The 18,667-nt window shown below is 67.8% G+C and carries 10 protein-coding genes; 5 read left to right on the top strand and 5 right to left on the bottom strand.

Going from position 1 to position 18,667, the window contains the following annotated elements:
- Positions 1-13: 13 nt before the first annotated feature.
- From IC535_RS10540 to IC535_RS10520, 5 genes are all read right to left on the bottom strand, one after another.
- Positions 14-2,245 (bottom strand): NADP-dependent isocitrate dehydrogenase, encoded by a 2,232-nt coding sequence (locus IC535_RS10540; RefSeq protein WP_228885911.1) that lies wholly within the window; start codon positions 2,243-2,245, stop codon positions 14-16.
- Between the two features lie 478 nt (positions 2,246-2,723).
- Positions 2,724-3,227: a hypothetical protein gene (locus IC535_RS10535; RefSeq protein ID WP_228885910.1), complete on the bottom strand. Its 504-nt coding sequence runs from the start codon at positions 3,225-3,227 to the stop codon at positions 2,724-2,726.
- Positions 3,228-3,269: 42 nt separating this feature from the next.
- Positions 3,270-3,563 (bottom strand): LysM peptidoglycan-binding domain-containing protein, encoded by a 294-nt coding sequence (locus tag IC535_RS10530; RefSeq protein ID WP_228885909.1) that lies wholly within the window; start codon positions 3,561-3,563, stop codon positions 3,270-3,272.
- A gap of 207 nt (positions 3,564-3,770) precedes the next feature.
- Complete coding sequence (gene queF / locus IC535_RS10525; RefSeq protein WP_228885908.1) at positions 3,771-4,589, bottom strand: NADPH-dependent 7-cyano-7-deazaguanine reductase QueF; 819 nt, start codon at positions 4,587-4,589, stop codon at positions 3,771-3,773.
- Between the two features lie 179 nt (positions 4,590-4,768).
- Positions 4,769-6,100 carry a M20 family metallopeptidase gene (locus IC535_RS10520; protein ID WP_228885907.1) on the bottom strand — a complete coding sequence of 444 codons (1,332 nt, stop codon included), beginning with the start codon at positions 6,098-6,100 and terminating at the stop codon, positions 4,769-4,771.
- A 229-nt stretch (positions 6,101-6,329) separates the two neighbouring features.
- Here IC535_RS10520 and IC535_RS10515 point away from each other — a divergent pair, with 229 nt between their 5' ends.
- The 5 genes from IC535_RS10515 (at position 6,330) to IC535_RS10495 (ending at position 18,545) form a co-directional block, all read left to right on the top strand.
- Entirely contained in the window at positions 6,330-7,583 is a 1,254-nt protein-coding gene (locus IC535_RS10515; RefSeq protein WP_228885906.1) for an efflux RND transporter periplasmic adaptor subunit, read from the top strand.
- A gap of 88 nt (positions 7,584-7,671) precedes the next feature.
- Positions 7,672-10,911: an efflux RND transporter permease subunit gene (locus IC535_RS10510; RefSeq protein ID WP_228885905.1), complete on the top strand. Its 3,240-nt coding sequence runs from the start codon at positions 7,672-7,674 to the stop codon at positions 10,909-10,911.
- A 34-nt stretch (positions 10,912-10,945) separates the two neighbouring features.
- On the top strand, positions 10,946-14,068 hold the full coding sequence (locus tag IC535_RS10505; RefSeq protein WP_228885904.1) for an efflux RND transporter permease subunit: 3,123 nt from the start codon (positions 10,946-10,948) through the stop codon (positions 14,066-14,068).
- A gap of 317 nt (positions 14,069-14,385) precedes the next feature.
- A complete protein-coding gene (yccS, locus tag IC535_RS10500) occupies positions 14,386-16,563 on the top strand; it encodes a YccS family putative transporter (RefSeq protein WP_228885903.1) in 2,178 nt (725 codons plus the stop codon).
- A 92-nt stretch (positions 16,564-16,655) separates the two neighbouring features.
- On the top strand, positions 16,656-18,545 hold the full coding sequence (locus tag IC535_RS10495; protein WP_228885902.1) for an MFS transporter: 1,890 nt from the start codon (positions 16,656-16,658) through the stop codon (positions 18,543-18,545).
- Positions 18,546-18,667: the final 122 nt, after the last annotated feature.

Genomic DNA, 18,667 nt, shown 5'->3' with positions numbered 1-18,667 from the left:
AGGGACGTGCCGATCAGCCCTTCAGGGTATCCAGCGCGGTGTTGAACGTGCTGCTCGGGCGCATCGCCTTGCTGGCCTTGGCCACGTCCGGGCGATAGTAGCCGCCGATATCGACCGGCTTGCCCTGCACGGCGGCCAGTTCGGCCACGATGGCCCGCTCGTTGTCGGCCAGGACCTTGGCCAGCGGGGCGAAGCGGGCCTTCAGCGCGGCATCGTCGTCCTGCGCGGCCAAGGCCTGGGCCCAGTACAGCGCGATGTAGAAATGGCTGCCGCGGTTGTCGATGCCGCCGAGCTTGCGCGAGGGCGACTTGTCGTTGTCCAGGAACTGGCCGTTGGCCTGGTCCAGGGTACGGGCCAGCACGCTGGCGCCGGCGTTGTCGTACCGGTTGCCCAGGTGCTCCAGCGATGCGGCCAGGGCCAGGAACTCGCCCAGCGAATCCCAGCGCAGGTAGTCTTCTTCGACGAACTGCTGCACGTGCTTGGGCGCCGAGCCGCCGGCACCGGTCTCGAACAGGCCGCCACCGGCCATCAGCGGCACGATCGACAGCATCTTGGCGCTGGTGCCCAGCTCCATGATCGGGAACAGGTCGGTGAGGTAATCGCGCAGCACGTTGCCGGTCACCGAGATGGTGTCCTCGCCCTTGCGGATGCGCTCCAGCGAGAACGCGGTGGCTTCCACCGGGGCCAGGATGCGGATGTCCAGGCCGGTGGTGTCGTGGTCCTTCAGGTAGGTTTCCACCTTGGCGATCACCTGCGCATCGTGCGCACGCGCCGCATCCAGCCAGAACACCGCCGGGGTGCCGCTCAGGCGGGCACGGTTGACCGCCAGCTTGACCCAGTCCTGGATCGGGGCGTCCTTGGTCTGGCACATGCGCCAGATGTCGCCGGCCTGCACGGCGTGCTCGAAGATCACCTTGCCGGTGTCGTCGGTGACGCGCACGCTGCCGTCGGCCGGGATCTGGAAGGTCTTGTCGTGCGAGCCGTATTCCTCGGCCTTCTGCGCCATCAGGCCGACATTGGGCACCGAGCCCATGGTGGCCGGGTCGAACGCGCCGTGGGTGCGGCAGTCGTCGATCACCGCCTGGTACACACCGGCGTAGCAGCGGTCGGGAATGACCGCCTTGGTGTCCTGCAGTTTGCCCTCGGCATTCCACATGCCGCCCGAATCGCGGATCATCGCCGGCATCGAGGCATCGACGATCACGTCGCTGGGCACGTGCAGGTTGGTGATGCCCTTGTCGGAGTTGACCATGGCCAGACCCGGGCGCTTGCCGTACTCGGCAGCCAGGTCGGCCTTGATCGCTTCCTGGGTGGCTTCGGGCAGCTGCGGCAGGCGCGCGTACAGGTCGCCGATGCCGTTGTTGGGATCGAAACCGGCCTGCTTGAGCACCTCGGCGTGCTTGGCCAGCACGTCCTTGTAGAACTCTTCGACGACCACGCCGAACATGATCGGGTCGGAGACCTTCATCATGGTGGCCTTCAGGTGCAGCGAGAACAGCACGCCCTTGGCCTTGGCATCGGCGATCTGCGCCTGCACGAACGACGCCAGCGCATTGCGGCTCATCACCGCGGCGTCGACGATCTCGCCGGCCTTGACCGCGGTCTTGTCCTTGAGCACGACGCTGCTGCCATCGGTCTTGTGCAGTTCGATCTTCAAGCTGCCGGCGGCGGCCAGCGTGGCCGACTTTTCGCTGCCGTAGAAATCGCCGCCGTCCATGTGCGAGACATGCGACTTGGATTCGGTGGACCACTTGCCCATGCGGTGCGGGTGCTTGCGGGCGTAGTTCTTGACCGACAACGGCGCGCGGCGATCGGAATTGCCTTCGCGCAGCACCGGGTTGACCGCGCTGCCCTTGACCTTGTCGTAGCGCGCCTTGATGTCGCGCGAGACGTCGTCGGTGGGCACGTCGGGGTAGTTCGGCAGGGCGAAGCCCTGGTCCTGCAGTTCCTTGATCGCCGCCTTCAGCTGCGGCACCGAGGCGCTGATGTTGGGCAGCTTGATGATATTGGCATCCGGCGTGGTCGCCAGCTGGCCCAGTTCGGCCAGGTGGTCGGTTTCCTTCTGCTCGTCCTTCAGGTAGTCCGGGAACAGCGCCAGGATCCGGCCGGACAGCGAGATGTCACGGGTCTCAACGGCGATGCCGGCGGTGGCGGTGTAGGCCTCGACGATCGGCAGCAGCGACTGGGTGGCCAGGAACGGGGCTTCATCGGTAAGCGTGTAGAGAATCTTGGGCGTATTCGACATGGGGGACTGGTGCTCTCTTGCAGATCTGATGAGTGATGGCCGGCGGCGATGCCGGCCCGCGTGCAACCGTGTCGCGTGCGGGCCACGCAGGGTGCCGGTCCGCACTTTCCCCGTGGATCGCGCCGGCCGGCGCGCGCTGCGGGAAACCCCGGCATTGTCGCGTTTTCAGCCCCCCGGAGCAAAGCCGGGCCATACGCGAACGTACGCAACGCTGTGGTCTGCACTGTGTGGCTTGCCCCGCGCACGATCGCCCCAACGCCGGGCTGGACGGTATCGACTGCAACCACCCGGCCGGTGCGCCCGGATGGAGCCGCAACCGGGAACGGGCCGCCCCTGCCTGGGCCACACGGTGCCAGCGCCCTGCACCCGACCGTGGATCGGCCTGCCGATGTTCTCGTTGACCTGCGCCCATAAAAAAGACGCAGCCTCGCGGCTGCGTCCATCGTGAGCCAGTTGCCGGGAGAGAATCGGCGCGGGCTTACTTGACCTCGAACTCCTGCGGCGTTCCAGCCGCCTTGCCATCTACCGTGACTTCCGCGCGGTACTTGCCCGCCGGCCAGCCCTTGGCATTCTTGAACGTGATATTGGTGGTATCAGCCGCGGTGGTGTTCAGCGTCTGGGAGTTCTCACCGGCCACCTGGCCATCCTGGTAGGTCAGCTTGGCCCCCACGTTGGCGTTGGTCGCCGTGCCGTCGGTGCGCACCGAGACGATGATGTCGTCCTTGGGCGCGAACAGCGCAGTACTCGCTACCGACTTGTCGGCCGCGGCGGTCTTGCCCACGGTGACACCGGTCACGCTCACCGCCGCAGCGGCAGCCATCGGCTCGGGCGCGGACATCGGCGCCGGTGTCGGTTCGGCCGGAGTGGTCGCGGCCGGCTGGGCATTGTTGTCGGCGGTGTCTTCCTTCTTCTTGCAACCGGCCAATGCCACGGTGGCCAGCAGGGCAGCGAGTACGGCAGTACTGATGGACGTCTTCTTCATGAAATTCCTCCCAGGAATCAGTGAACTACAAGCAAGGGTGGCTCAGCCTTTCGGCGGCAAGGTGAGGGTCTGGCCCGGGAAAATCTTGTCCGGGTCGTCCAGCACGTCGCGGTTGGCCTCGAAGATCTTCTGCCAGGCGTTGGCATCGCCCAGTTCCTGTTTGGCGATCTTCGACAGCGAGTCGCCCTTCTGCACGGTGTAGGTGCCTCCGACCTTCTCGGCAGTGGTATCCACCGATGAGGTCACACCGGAGAAATCGGCCTTCTCCACCTTCTGCGCGGTGGTGTCCACGCTGGAGGTGACCCCGGAAAAATCGGCTTTCTTATCGGTACTCATCCACACGCTCCCGTCTTCATTGACGACATGGGAGGCACGGTGTCACAGCCGGTGTTAATGGGGCATGGCGTGGATGTGAAGACGCGACAACGTCTGCCGGGCGTGGGTCGGCCGTCCGGCTCCGGGGGGCCGGGGTTTGATCGGCCGGGCGGGGTGCCTGCATCGGCCGACGGTCGATACCTACCCGCATCGACCAACGGTCGATGCCTACTGGCGCAGGTCGCGTACGGTGCGGGTGGGATGGGCGATGCCCGGGCTGGCCCGCCAGGGGTTGATGTCCAGGCCGCCGCGGCGGGTGTAGCGTGCCTCCACTTCCAGCCATTGCGGGGCGCAACGCTGGGTGATCTCGCTGAAGATGCGCTCCACGCACTGCTCGTGGAACTCGGCATGCTCGCGGTAGCTGACCAGGTACTTCAGCAGCCCCTCGCGGTCGATCTGCGGGCCGTGGTAGCGGATGCTGACGCTGGCCCAGTCCGGCTGGCCGGTGACCGGGCAATTGGATTTCAGCAGTGCCGAGCTCAGGGTCTCGGTCACCAACTGGTCGGCATCGGCGCTGAGGAACTCCGGCGCCGGCGGACCATAGCGTTCGATCGCCACCTCCAGCCCGTCCAGCGACTGGCCCTCGGCGTCCTCGACCAGCACCGGCACCCCGAAGCGCACCGTCACCACCGCACCGGCACAGGCCGACAGGTCGGAGGCGATACAGTGCCGCGCGGCCTCGTCATCGTCGAAGCGGGTGCTGTTGAGCGAATTGAGGTACAGCTTGAACGACTTGGATTCGATCAGGTTCGGCGAGGTACACGGCACGCTGATGGTGGCCACCGCCACCCGCGGCTTGCCGCGCCGGTCCAGCCAGCTCAGCTCATAGGCCTGCCAGCGGTCATGGCCGACGAACGGCAGCGCCGCCTCGTCCAGGCCGATCTCCTCGCGGGCGCCGCGGCGTGGGATGGGGAACAGCAGCGCGGGATCGTACTGCGACGGGTAAGCAACCTCGCGGCCGAGGCTGGAGTCCTGGGGGGTATTCATCCGGGCATTTTACGCCGGTAGGCCTCCGGCGTCCGGCGTCCGGCAATGAACGCACGAGGCCCCGGCGACCAGGGTATTCGTCCCCGGCGCTACGCCGACAGCACAGCAACGGTAGGCGACCACCGTTGGTGGTCGCACCACCCCGACCAACGGCCGGGGCCTACCGCCGGTCGGGTGCCTCAGCCCGCCGCAGGCGCAGCCACCGCGGTTCCGTTCAGATAATCCAGACTCACCTGCAGCAGCGCGCGCAGGCCCACGTCCAGCGCCTTTTCATCGAGCAGGAACTTCGGCGAATGGTTGGCCGGCGCGGTGGCCGGGTCGATCCCCGCGCCGGTGGCGCCGACGAAGAAGAACAGCCCCGGCACCTCCCTGGCATACAGCGAGAAGTCCTCGGCGCCCATCTGCAGCGGCGGCTCGTACACATTGTCCTTGCCCACCACCGCCTGCAGGCTGGGCAGCATCCTGGCGGTCAGCGCCGGGTCGTTGACCGTGGCCGGGTTGCCCTCGGACTCGTAGATGTCCGTCACCGTCTTGGCCCCGTGGGCGGCGGCGGTGTGCTCGGCGACGTTGCGCAGGTCGGCGAAGATCTGCTGGCGCATGCCTTCATCGAAGGTGCGGATGGTGCCCACCATCTCCACCTCGTCGGGGATGATGTTGTAGCGGATGCCGCCCTTGATCGCGCCGAAGGTCAGCACCGCCGGCTGCTTGGACAGGTTGGCACGGCGGCTGACGATGGTCTGTGCGGTGCCGACCAGGTCGGCGCTGGCCACGATCGGGTCCACCCCGTTCCAGGGCGCCGAGCCATGCGTCTGGCGGCCGATCACCTTGATCCCGAACCGGTCCGAAGCCGCCATCAGCGGGCCGCCACGCACCGCGATCTGCCCGGCCGCCACGCTGGAGAACACGTGCAGGCCGAACACCGCCTCCGGCTTGAAGTCCTTGAACAGACCTTCCTTGAGCATCAGCGCCGCACCGCCCTCCTCCGGCGGCGGCGCGCCTTCCTCGGCGGGCTGGAAGACCAGCATCACTTCGCCCGGCAGGTCGTCGCGCATCTTCACCAGCGCCTCGGCCACCCCCAGCAGGGTGGCGGTATGGGCGTCATGGCCGCAGGCATGCATCACCCCCACGGTCTCGCCGCGGTAGGTGCTGGTGGCCTTGGAGGCGAATGGCAGGCCGGTCTGTTCGGTCACCGGCAGCGCGTCCATGTCCGCGCGCAGCGCGATCCGCGGGCCGGGCTTGCCGCCCTTGATGATCGCCACCACGCCATGGCGGGCGATCCCGGTCATGGGCTTGAGCCCCATCGCGCGCAGCTGTTCGGCCACTTTGCCCGAGGTGCGTTCCTCGCGGTTGGACAATTCCGGGTGCTGGTGGAAATCGCGTCGCCAGTCGACCACCTTGGCCTTCAGACGGGCCGCCGCGGCGGTGACTTCCGGGCGTTCGGCGGGGGCGGCCGCGGCCAGCGCGGGGCAGGCAAGCAGCAGGGCGGACAGCAGCAGCGGCAGACGGGGCATTGCGGATCTCCACGGGCGTTCGGGACGGTCGAATCTGAATGTAGGCCATCGGCGCGCCCGGCGCTGTAACTTTCTGCGCCCGCAGGCGTTGCTGCATGGAACCTGGCCGGTCACATCCGGTCTGATCGACCGTCCCATCGGTCATGCATGAAAGGCAACGGTGCACGGGTATGCTTTGCATCCAGTCAACCGGGCCGTCCCTGCCCTCCGCCAGCCTCAGGAGTTTTGAATGTCGCGTTTCTGGAAGATCGTGCTGCTGGTGGCCGCAGTGCTGGTGGTGGCCGTTGTCGGCATGCACATGCTCGGCGGCGACAAGCCCAAGGGCGATGCAGCGGCAACCTCGGCCGGTGCCGACAAGGGCGGCAAGGACGGCCGGGATCGCGACGCCGGACCGGTTCCGGTTACCGTGGTCCAGGCCCTGCGCCAGGACGTGCCGGTCTACGCCAGCGCGTTGGGCACGGTGGCGGCCATGAACACCGTCACGGTGAGCCCGCAGGTCGGCGGCCAGCTGATCAGCCTGAACTTCAAGGAAGGCCAGGAAGTGAAGAAGGGCGACCTGCTCGCGCAGATCGATCCGCGCACCCTGCAGGCCAGCTACGACGAAGCCGCGGCGGCCAAGCGCCAGAACCAGGCCCAGCTGGCCACCGCGCGCTCGAACTACCAGCGCTCCAATTCGCCCGAGTACCGCCAGTACGTGGCCAGGACCGACCTGGACACCCAGCGCAACCAGGTCGCCCAGTTCGAAAGCGCGGTGGCCGCCAACGAGGCCAGCATGCGCGCCGCCCAGGTGCAGCTGCAGTACACCCGGGTCACCGCGCCGATCAGCGGCATCGCCGGGATCCGCGCGGTCGATGCCGGCAACATCGTCAGCGCCGGCACCGCGCTGGTGACGCTGACCCAGATCCATCCGATCCATGTGGTGTTCAACCTGCCCGAGCGCCAACTGCCGGCCGTGCGCCAGGCCCAGGCCGCCGGCGTGGTGGATATCGCCGCGCTGGACCGCAACGATGCGCACGTGCTCACCGACGGCGGCACGCTGGACGTGGTCGACAACCAGATCAGCAGCGACAGCGGCACCTTCCGCGCGCGCGCCCTGTTCGACAACGAAGACAATTCGCTGTGGCCGGGCCAGTTCGTCAATGTCCGCATGCAGCTGCGCACCATCGCCGGCGGCGTGGTGATCCCGACCCAGGCGGTGATGCGCGGCCCGGATGGGGAGTACGTCTATATCGTCAAGCCGGACAGCACCGTGGCCATGCAGACGGTCAAGAGCGGCGTGGAAGTCGGCGACAGCCAGGTGCAGATCACCGACGGCCTGAAGGGTGGCGAGCGGGTCGTGAGCGAAGGCCAGTTCCGGCTCAAGCCGGGCGCCAAGGTCACCGCGCTCAAGCCGGGCGAAACCCCGGCCGCGCCGACCGAAGCCGAGCTCAAGGCCGCCCAGCAGCAGGGTGGCGGTGGACGCCGCGGCGGCGGTCCGCGCTGATCGCGCCCGCCCCACGTTCCTGACGCCGGTCCACCTGCCGGCGTTCGCCTGATCCAACGCAGCACGACGCACCAGCAAGGACCCGCCCGTGGGCTTTTCGACGATTTTCATCCGCCGCCCGATCGCCACTTCGCTGCTGATGGCGGGCCTGCTGCTACTCGGCATCCTCGGCTACCGCCAGCTGCCGGTGTCGGCGCTGCCCGAGATCGATGCGCCCAGCCTGGTGGTGACCACCCAGTACCCCGGCGCCAACGCGGTCACCATGGCTTCGCTGGTGACCACGCCGCTGGAGCGCCAGTTCGGGCAGATCTCCGGGCTGGAGATCATGACCTCCGATTCATCGGCGGGGCTGTCCACGATCATCCTGCAGTTCTCGATGGACCGCGACATCGACATCGCCGCGCAGGACGTGCAGGCCGCGATCCGCCAGGCCACCCTGCCCTCCTCGCTGCCCTACCAGCCGGTCTACAACCGGGTGAACCCGGCCGACGCGGCGATCGTCACCCTCAAGCTCACCTCCGACACGCGGCCGCTGCGCGAGGTCAACAACTACGCCGACTCGATCCTGGCCCAGCGCCTGTCGCAGGTGCAGGGCGTGGGCCTGGTATCGATCGCCGGCAACGTGCGCCCGGCCGTGCGCATCCAGGTCAACCCGGCCCAGCTGTCCAACATGGGCCTGACCCTGGAGGAACTGCGCAGCGCGCTGACCCAGGCCAACGTCAACGCGCCCAAGGGCTCGCTCAACGGCAAGACCCAGTCCTACTCGATCGGCACCAACGACCAGCTGACCAGCGCCGCCGAGTACCGCGACACCATCATCAGCTACAAGAACAGCCGCCCGGTACGCCTGTCCGACGTGGCCAACGTGGTCGACGGGGTGGAGAACGACCAGCTGGCCGCCTGGGCCGATGGCAAGCCGGCGGTGCTGCTGGAAGTGCGCCGCCAGCCCGGCGCCAACATCGTGCAGACCGTCGAGCGCATCCGTGCGCTGTTGCCGCAGCTGCAGAACGTGCTGCCGGCCGACGTGCACCTGGAGATCTTCAACGATCGTACCGAGACCATCCGCGCCTCGGTGCATGAAGTGCAGTTCACCCTGATCCTCACCATCGGCCTGGTGGTCGCGGTGATCTTCGTGTTCCTGCGCCGCCTGTGGGCGACCATCATTCCCTCGGTGGCGGTGCCGCTGTCGCTGGCCGGCACCTTCGGCGTGATGGCGTTCGCCGGCATGTCGCTGGACAACCTGTCGCTGATGGCCCTGGTGGTGGCCACCGGCTTCGTGGTCGACGATGCGATCGTGATGATCGAGAACATCGTGCGTTACATCGAACAGGGCAAGAGCGGCCCGGAAGCGGCCGAGATCGGGGCGCAGCAGATCGGCTTCACCGTGCTCTCGCTGACCATCTCGCTGGTGGCGGTATTCCTGCCGCTGCTGCTGATGCCCGGGGTCACCGGCCGGCTGTTCCACGAATTCGCCTGGGTGCTGAGCATCGCGGTGACGCTGTCGATGCTGATCTCGCTGACGCTCACCCCGATGATGTGCGCTTACCTGCTCAAGCCCGATGCGCTGCCCGAAGGCGAAGACGCGCACGAGCGGGCGGCCGCGTCCGGCAAGGCCACCGTGTGGTCGCGCACCGTCGGCCTGTACGAACGCAGCCTGGACTGGGTGCTCGAGCATCAGCCGCTGACCCTGGCCGTCGCCGCCGGTGCACTGGTGCTGACCGTGGTGCTCTACATCGTGATCCCCAAGGGCCTGCTGCCCGAGCAGGACACCGGCCTGATCACCGGCGTGGTCCAGGCCGACCAGAACATCGCCTTCCCGCAGATGGAGCAGCGCACCAAGGCCGTGGCCGAGGCGCTGCGCGGCGACCCGGCGGTGACCGGCGTGTCGGCCTTCATCGGCGCCGGTACCATGAACCCCACGCTCAACCAGGGCCAGCTGTCGATCGTGCTGAAGGAGCGCGGCGACCGCGACGGGCTTGATGAAATCCTTCCGCGCCTGCAGAAGGCCGTGGCCGGCATCCCCGGCGTGGCGCTGTACCTCAAGCCGGTGCAGGACGTCACCCTGGATACCCGCGTGGCCGCCACCGAGTACCAGTACTCGCTGTCGGACGTGGACAGCGCCCAGGTCGCGCTGCAGGCCACGCGGATGACCGAGGCGCTGCGCCAGCGCCCGGAACTGGCCGACGTGGACAACAACCTGTCCAACCAGGGCCGCGCGCTCGAGCTGACCATCGACCGCGACAAGGCCAGCGTGCTCGGCGTGCCGATGCAGACCATCGACGACACGCTGTACGACGCCTTCGGCCAACGCCAGATCTCGACCATCTTCACCGAGCTCAACCAGTACCGCGTGGTGCTGGAAGTGGCGCCGGAATTCCGCACCAGCACCGCGCTGATGAACCAGCTGGCGGTCGCCTCCAACGGCGCCGGCGCGCTGACCGGCAGCAATGCGACCAACTTCGGCCAGGTGACCTCGTCCAACTCGTCCACCGCCACCGGCATCGGCGCGCAGAACACCGGCATCCCGGTCGGCGCCGGCAACATCATCCCGCTGGCCGCGCTGGCCGAAGGCCGGGTCACCAGCACTCCGCTGGTGGTCAGCCACCAGCAGCAGCTGCCGGCGGTCACGGTGTCGTTCAACATCGCGCCCGGCTACTCGCTGTCCGATGCGGTGAAGGCGATCGAAGAGACCAAGGCCAGCCTGGACATGCCTTCGCAGGTGCACGCGCAGTTCATCGGCAAGGCCGCCGAGTTCACCGGCAGCCAGACCGACGTGGTGTGGCTGCTGCTGGCCTCGCTGGTGCTGATCTACATCGTGCTGGGCGTGCTGTATGAGAGCTACATCCACCCCTTCACCATCATCTCCACCCTGCCCCCGGCCGGCGTCGGCGCGCTGCTGGCGCTGATGGTGTGCGGGCTGCCGTTGTCGGTGGACGGCATCGTCGGCATCGTGCTGCTGATCGGCATCGTCAAGAAGAACGGCATCATGATGGTCGACTTCGCGATCGAGGCCCGCCGCACCGGGGCCAACGCGCATGAAGCGATCCGTCGTGCCTGCCTGCTGCGCTTCCGCCCGATCATGATGACCACCGCTGCCGCGATGCTCGGTGCATTGCCGCTGGCGCTGGGCACCGGCATCGGCTCGGAACTGCGCCGCCCGCTGGGCATCGCCATCGTCGGTGGCCTGCTGCTGTCGCAGCTGGTCACGCTGTACACCACGCCGGTGATCTACCTGTACATGGAACGCTTCTCCGAGCGGCTGCGCCAGCGTCGCGAACAGCGCGCGCTGCGCCGCGGCCATGGCCCGGCGCGGGAGCCGCAGGCGTGATGATGCGCACCGCAGACCGCTGCGGAGGCGTTCGATGAACATCTCCGGCCCGTTCATCCGCCGCCCGATCGGCACCGCCCTGCTGGCCATCGGCCTGTTCGTGGTGGGTGTGATCTGCTACCTGCAGCTGGGCGTCTCGGCGCTGCCGAACATCCAGATCCCGGTGATCTTCGTGCATGCCAACCAGGCCGGCGCGGATGCCACCACGATGGCCTCCACGGTGACCGCGCCGCTGGAGCGCCACCTCGGCCAGCTGCCGGGCATCGACCGCATGCGCTCGTCCAGCTCCGAAGGCAGCTCGCTGGTCTTCATGATCTTCCAGAGCGACCGCGACATCGATTCGGCCGCGCTGGACGTGCAGACCGCGATCAACTCGGCGCAGTCCGACCTGCCCGCCGGGCTGGGCACGCCGATGTTCCAGAAGGCGAACCCGAACGACGACCCGGTCATCGCGATCGCCCTGACCTCGGAAACGCAGTCGGCCGACGACCTCTACAACGTGGCCGATTCGCTGCTGGCCCAGCGCATCCGCCAGATCACCGGCGTGTCCTCGGTGGATATCGCCGGCGCCTCCACGCCGGCCGTGCGCGTGGACGTCAACCTGCGCCTGATGAACGCGCTCGGCCTGACCGCCGATGACCTGCGCAACGCCGTGCGCGCGGCCAACGTGACCTCGCCGACCGGCTTCCTCACCGATGGCAACACCACCACCGCGATCATCGCCAACGACTCCGTCGCGCGCGCGGCCGATTTCGCCCAGCTGGTGATCAAGACCGCCGACGATGGCCGCGTGATCCGCCTGCAGGACATCGCCAACGTCTACGACGGGCAGCAGGACGCCTACCAGGCCGCGTGGTTCAACCACAAACCGGCCGTGGTGATGTACGTGTTCACCCGCGCCGGCGCCAACATCGTGGAGACCGTGGACCGGGTGAAGGCGCAGATCCCGACCCTGCGCGACTACCTGCAGCCGGGCACCACGCTGACCCCGTATTTCGACCGTACCCCGACCATCCGCTCCTCGCTGCATGAAGTGCAGATCACCCTGCTGATCGCACTGGCGATGGTGGTGCTGACCATGGCGCTGTTCCTGCGCCGTCTCGCCCCGACCCTGATCGCCGCGGTGACCGTGCCGCTGTCGCTGGCCGGCGCGGCGCTGGTGATGTACGTGCTGGGCTTCACCCTGAACAACCTGAGCCTGCTGGCGCTGGTGATCGCGATCGGCTTCGTGGTCGATGATGCGATCGTGGTGATCGAGAACATCATGCGCCACCTCGACGAGGGCATGACGCGCATGCAGGCCGCCCTCACCGGCGCGCGCGAGATCGGCTTCACCATCGTCTCGATCACCGCCTCGCTGGTGGCGGTGTTCATCCCGCTGCTGTTCGCCAAGGGCATGATGGGCGCGTTCTTCCGGGAGTTCACCGTCACCCTGGTCGCGGCCATCGTGGTCTCGATGATCATCTCGCTGACCCTGACGCCCGCACTGTGCAGCCGCTTCCTGAGCGCACATGCCGATGCCGGCGCGCCGAGCCGCTTCGGCCGCCTGCTCGATGCCGGCCACGACCGCATGCTGCGCATCTACGTGAAGCTGCTGGATTTCTCGCTGCGCCATGCGCTGCTGCTGTCGCTGACCCCGCTGCTGTTGATCGGTGCGACGGTGTTCCTGTTCGGCGCGGTCAAGAAGGGCGCGTTCCCGGCCCAGGACACCGGCCTGATCTGGGGCCGTGCGAATTCCAGCGCGACCGTCTCCTTCGAGGACATGGTCAACCGCCAGCGGCGCATCACCGACATGCTGATGGCCGACCCGGCGGTGAAGACCGTGGGCGTGCGCCTGGGCAGTGGCCGCCAGGGGTCCAGCGCGCAGTTCAACGTCGAATTGAAGTCGCGCAAGGACGGCCGCCGCGAGACCACCGCGCAGGCCTTGGCCCGCCTGAGCGCGAAGGCCGACCGCTACCCTGACCTGCAGCTGCGCCTGCGCGCGATCCAGGATCTGCCCAGCAACGATGGCGGTGGCGCCAGCCAGGGCGCGCAGTACCGCGTCTCGCTGCAGGGCAACGACCTGGCCCAGCTGCAGGAGTGGCTGCCCAAGCTGCAGGCCGCGCTGAAGAAGAACCCGAAGCTGGCCGACGTCGGCACCGACGTGGATGCAGCCGGCCTGCGCCAGAACATCGTGATCGACCGCGCCAAGGCCGCACGCCTGGGCGTGTCGGTCGGTGCGATCGACGGCGCGCTGTACGGAGCCTTTGGCCAGCGCCAGATCTCCACGATCTACTCGGACATCAACCAGTACAGCGTGGTGGTCAACGCCCTGCCCGAACAGACCGCGACACCCGGGGCGCTGGACCAGATCCACGTGCGTGCCGGCAATGGCGAGATGGTGCCGATCACGGCCGTGGCCGAGCAGGTGCCGGGTCTGGCCCCGTCGCAGATCACCCACGAAAACCAGTACACCACGATGGAGCTGAGCTACAACCTCGCCCCCGGCACCAGCATGGGCGAGGCCAAGGCCATCATCGACAGCACGGTCAACGGCATGCGCATGCCCGGTGACATCCGCCTGGCCGAGGACGCCGGCTTCGGCTTCGATTCGGACCCGATGGCGATGCTGATCCTGGTGATGGCGGCGATCATCACCGTCTACCTGGTGCTGGGCATGCTCTACGAGAGCCTGATCCATCCGGTCACCATCCTCTCCACGCTGCCGGCGGCGGGCGTGGGCGCGCTGCTGGCGCTGTATGGCACCGACACCGAGCTGTCGGTGATCTCGATGATCGCGCTGGTGCTGCTGATCGGCATCGTCAAGAAGAACGCGATCATGATGATCGACTTCGCGGTGGTGGCGCAGCGCGAACATGGCAAGAGCCCGCTGGAAGCCGCACGCGAAGCGAGCATCGTGCGCTTCCGCCCGATCATGATGACCAGCATGGTGGCGATCCTGGCGGCGGTGCCGCTGGCGATCGGCCTGGGCGAAGGCTCCGAACTGCGCCGCCCGCTGGGCATCGCGATGATCGGCGGGCTGCTGTTCTCGCAGAGCCTGACCCTGCTCAGCACCCCGGCGCTGTACGTGATCTTCTCGTGCCTGCGCGAGCGCTGGGTGGCGCGGCGTGCGCGCCGGCGCGAGAAGAAGCTGAGCAAGCGCGCTGGAAGCGCGTAGTGCCGGCCGCCGGCCGGCTCCCCACGATCTGTCCACCCGTTGGTAGTGCCGGCCGCTGGCCGGCTCCCCACGATCTGTCCACCCCCTGGTAGTGCCGGCCGCTGGCCGGCTCCCCACGATCTGTCCACCCCCTGGTAGTGCCGGCCGCTGGCCGGCTCCTCGCACCTCCGTCCAGGATCATGAGAGCCGGCCAGCGGCCGGCACTACCGGGTACGCTCCATCCGGCGCGACGCGACGCTTTTTGACGTTGAACGTTCGACGCTGTCCCCTTCACCCGCTACCGGCAATAATGGGGCCGCCCTGCACGCCGAGCCCGCATGACCGCCCGAGAATCCCGCCTGAGCCGCCTGTGGGCGCATGAAAAGGCCAGCTATGGCCTGCGGGTGTTCATTGCGTTGTCGGTGGCGATGGGCGTGTGCTGGCACCTGGACCAGCTGCCGGCCTTGCCGGGGGTGTTCCTGGGCATCATCGCCAGCGCCATCGCCGAGACCGACGACAACTGGTGGGGCCGGACCAAGTCGGTGGCGCTGTCGCTGCTGTGCTTTGTCGCCGCCGCAGCGGCGGTGGTCGAACTGTTCGCCTGGCCGTGGCTGTTCATCGCCGCGCTGGCCGCCTCCACCTTCGCTCTGACCCTGCTCGGTGCACTGGGCGAACGCTATGCCTCGATCGCCCAGGCCACCGTCACCCTGGCCATCTACACCATGATCGGGCTGGAGCAGCACGGCGCCAGCGACCGCGCCCAGGCCATCACCGCGGTCAGCCACCTGCTGGCCGGCGCGCTCTGGTATGGCCTGCTGTCGATCCTGTGGACGGCGCTGTTCGCCAACCGCCCGGTGCGCGAACGGCTGGCCCGGCTGTACCTGGAACTGGGCCGTTACCTGCAGCTCAAGGCCGACCTGTTCGAACCGGTGCGCGAGGCGGACGTGCAGCAGCGCCAGCTGGCCCTGGCCGAACAGAACCGGCGCGTGGTGGAGGCCCTGAACATCGCCAAGACCGCGATCCTGGCGCGCTTCGGCCGCTCCGGCCGGCCCGGCGTGCAGTCCGGCCTGTACCTGCGCCTGTACTACATGGCCCAGGATTTCCACGAACGCGCCAGCTCCTCGCACTACCCCTACGGCGCGCTGACCGAGGCGTTCTTCCACAGCGACGTGCTGTACCGCTGCCAGCGCCTGCTGGCGCTGCAGGGCGAGGCCTGCGCCAACCTCGGCCTGGCCATCCGCCTGCGCCGGCCGTTCCAGTACGGCGAACGTACCCGCCAGGCCACCGCCGACCTGACCGATTCGCTGGCCTGGCTGCGCGCCCAGCACAACCCGCAATGGCAGCGGCTGCTGTCCTCGCTGGAACTGCTTGGCCACAACCTGCAGAGCATCGAGCGCCGGCTGTCGGACGCGGTGCAGTCCGAATCCACCCTGGACAATGTCGATACGCGCCTGCGCGATACCAACCCGCATACCCTGCGCGAAATGGCGGTGCGCATCCGCCAGCAGCTTACCCCCGGCTCGGTGCTGTTCCGGCATGGCCTGCGCATGGCGCTGGCGCTGGTGGCCGGCTTCGCCGCTATCGCCCTGTTCGATGCACAGAACGGCTCCTGGGTATTGCTGACCATCGTATTCGTATGCCGCCCGCATTTCGGCGCTACCCGGCAACGGCTGGCCCAGCGCATCGCCGGCACCCTGATCGGGCTGGTGCTGACCTGGGCGCTGATGCAGCTGTTCCAGGACCTGCGCATCGAACTGCTGATCGCGTTGCTGTCGGCATTGCTGTTCTTCTTCACCCGCAGCGACCGCTACCTGGTCGCCTCGGCGGCGATCACGGTGATGGCGCTGACCTGCTTCAACCTGATCGGCGACGGTTTCCTGCTGATCTTGCCACGGTTGGTGGACACCCTGCTGGGCTGCGCGATCGCCGCGGCGGCCGCGTTCCTGATCCTGCCCGACTGGCAGGGCCGACGCCTGAACCTGGTGATGGCGCGGGTGCTGGCCAACTGCGCGCGCTACCTGGATGCGGTGCTGGGCCAGTACGGCAGCGGCATGCAGGACGACCTGGCCTACCGCATCGCCCGCCGCGACATGCACAACGCCGACGCGGCGCTGTCCACCGCGTTGTCGAACATGCTGCGCGAACCGGGCCATGTGCGCCGCAACCTGGACGCCGGGTTCCGCTTCCTGGCCTTGTCCAACACCCTGCTCGGGCATTTGTCGGCACTGGGCGCGCACCGCGCGCAGCTGGACAGCTATGCGCAGGATCCACTGGCGCTGTCCGGCGGGGAACGGGTGGAACAGGCCATGCAGCAGATCGCCGCCGCGCTGGAGCAGCGCCAGCCGGTGGACGAGGCCGACAACGACGGCGACCGCGCCCTGGCCGAACAGCTGGAGCAGATCACCGACGCGATGCCGCCCAAGCTGCAGCTGATCCGCACCCAGATGGGGCTGATGCTGCGCCTGCTGCCCAAGCTGCGAGACGCCGCCAACGAGGCCGCACGCACCTTGCGTTGATGGGCCGCAGCGGGGCAGAGCCCCGCTCTACGGCGTAGCGCCGGGCTCTGCCCGGCTGCGTGATAAGGTGCGCCGGTCCGCAAGGAGTTTCCATGTCCGGCCACAGCCAGTTCGCCCTGCTCAAACAGCGTCGTTTCCTGCCGTTTTTCATCGTCCAGTCGCTGGGCGCGTTCAACGACAACGTGTACCGGCAAGCCATCATCGGCCTGCTGTTCTACCTGGGCGTCAGCCAGGAAGAACAGTCGCTGTACACCACGCTGGCGCCGGCGATCTTCATCCTGCCCTACTTCCTGTTCTCGGCCCTGGCCGGCCAGATCGCCGAAAAGCTGGAGAAATCCCGGCTGATCGTGATCACCACCGGCATGGAGATCGCGATCATGTCGCTGGCCGCGGTCGGCTTCCTGACCCAGAGCATGCCGGTACTGCTGGTGGCGCTGTTCTGCACCGGCCTGCAGTCCACCCTGTTCGGGCCGGTCAAGTACTCGGTGCTGCCCTCGGTGCTCAAGCCCGAAGAGCTGACCGGCGGCAACGGCCTGGTCGAGATGGGCACCTCGATGTCGATCCTGACCGGCATGATCAGCGGCGGCAGCATCTTCCTGCTGGCCAGCAGCCATGGGCCGGTGGTGGCGGCCACGGCGGTGATCGCGCTGGCGATCGCCGGCAACATCACCGCACGGATGATCCCCAAGGTCGATGCCGGCGCGCCGGACCTGAAGATCCGCTGGAACCCCATCCCCGAGTCGCTGGCGGTGCTGCGCCTGGCCAGGAAAAAGAAGTCGGTGCGCAACGCCATCCTCGGCGTGTCCTGGTTCTGGTTCGTCGGCACCATGCTGACCTCGCAGCTGCCCACCTATGCGGTGGTCAATCTCGGTGGCAGCTCCAACCTGTACATCTTCGCCCTGGCGCTGTTCTCGGTGGGCACCGGCGTGGGCTCGCTGCTGTGCGAGAAGCTGTCCGGGCGCACGGTGGAAATCGGCCTGGTGCCGCTGGGCGCATTCGGCATGACCGCCTTCATGCTGGACCTGTACTTCGCCCGCGCCGGCACCGCCACCGCGGCCGGACTGAGCGTGTCGGCCTTCGCCGCCGCGCCCGGCAGCCTGCGCATCATCGTCGACCTGGTCGGCATCGGTCTGTTCACCGGTTTCTTCGTGGTACCGCTGTTCGCGCTGATCCAGAGCCGCACCCCGAAGTCGGAGATGTCGCGCGTGTTCGCCGCGCTCAACATCCAGAATTCCGGCTTCATCGTCGGTGCGGCGTTGATCGCCCTGGCCACCCAGAAGTTCCTGCACTGGACCATCCCGCAGCTGTTCCTGGCGCTGGCCATCGCCAATGCGGTGGTGTCCCTCTACATCTTCACCATCGTCCCCGAATTCCTGATGCGCTTCCTCAGCTGGGTGATGGTGCGCACCCTGTACCGGCTGCGCGTGCATGGCGTTGAAGCCAACGTACCCGATGAAGGCGCCGCATTGATCGTGTGCAACCACGTCAGCTACATGGACGCGCTGATCCTGTCGGCGACGATCCCGCGCCCGGTGCGCTTTGTCATGTACTACAAGATCTTCAACATCCCGGTGATGCGCTGGATCTTCCGCACCGCCAAGGCGATCCCGATCGCCGGCGCGCGCGAGGACCCGGCGCTGATGCAGGCCGCCTTCGATGAAGTGGACCGGGCCCTGGCCGATGGCGAGCTGGTCTGCATCTTCCCGGAGGGCGCGCTGACCCGCGACGGCGAGATGGGCCCGTTCAAGTCCGGCGTGGAGAAGATCCTGGAGCGCCGTCCGGTGCCGGTGGTGCCGATGGCGCTGCGCGGGATGTGGGCCAGCATGTGGAGCCGGCGCGACACCCGCCTGGGCCGGATGCGGGTTCCACGCCGCTTCCGCGCGCACCTGGAGGTCGCCGCAGCCCCTGCCGTGCCAGGCCAGGGCGCCAGTGCCGGGCAACTGGAACAATTGGTCAGGCAGCTGCGCGGCGAGCAGGGCTGAGCCGCCGAGGCTGTAATCGCATACATCGCTGCGACGACATCGGTTAGATTACCGTCCAGCCATCCCGCCCACGCTGGCCGGCGTGGGCCGTCACCTGCCGGTAACGCCGCGTGCGGGGATCG

This window comes from Stenotrophomonas rhizophila, assembly GCF_020857975.1.
GTDB lineage: Bacteria > Pseudomonadota > Gammaproteobacteria > Xanthomonadales > Xanthomonadaceae > Stenotrophomonas > Stenotrophomonas rhizophila_C.
This window is presented reverse-complemented; position numbering and strand designations above follow the sequence as displayed.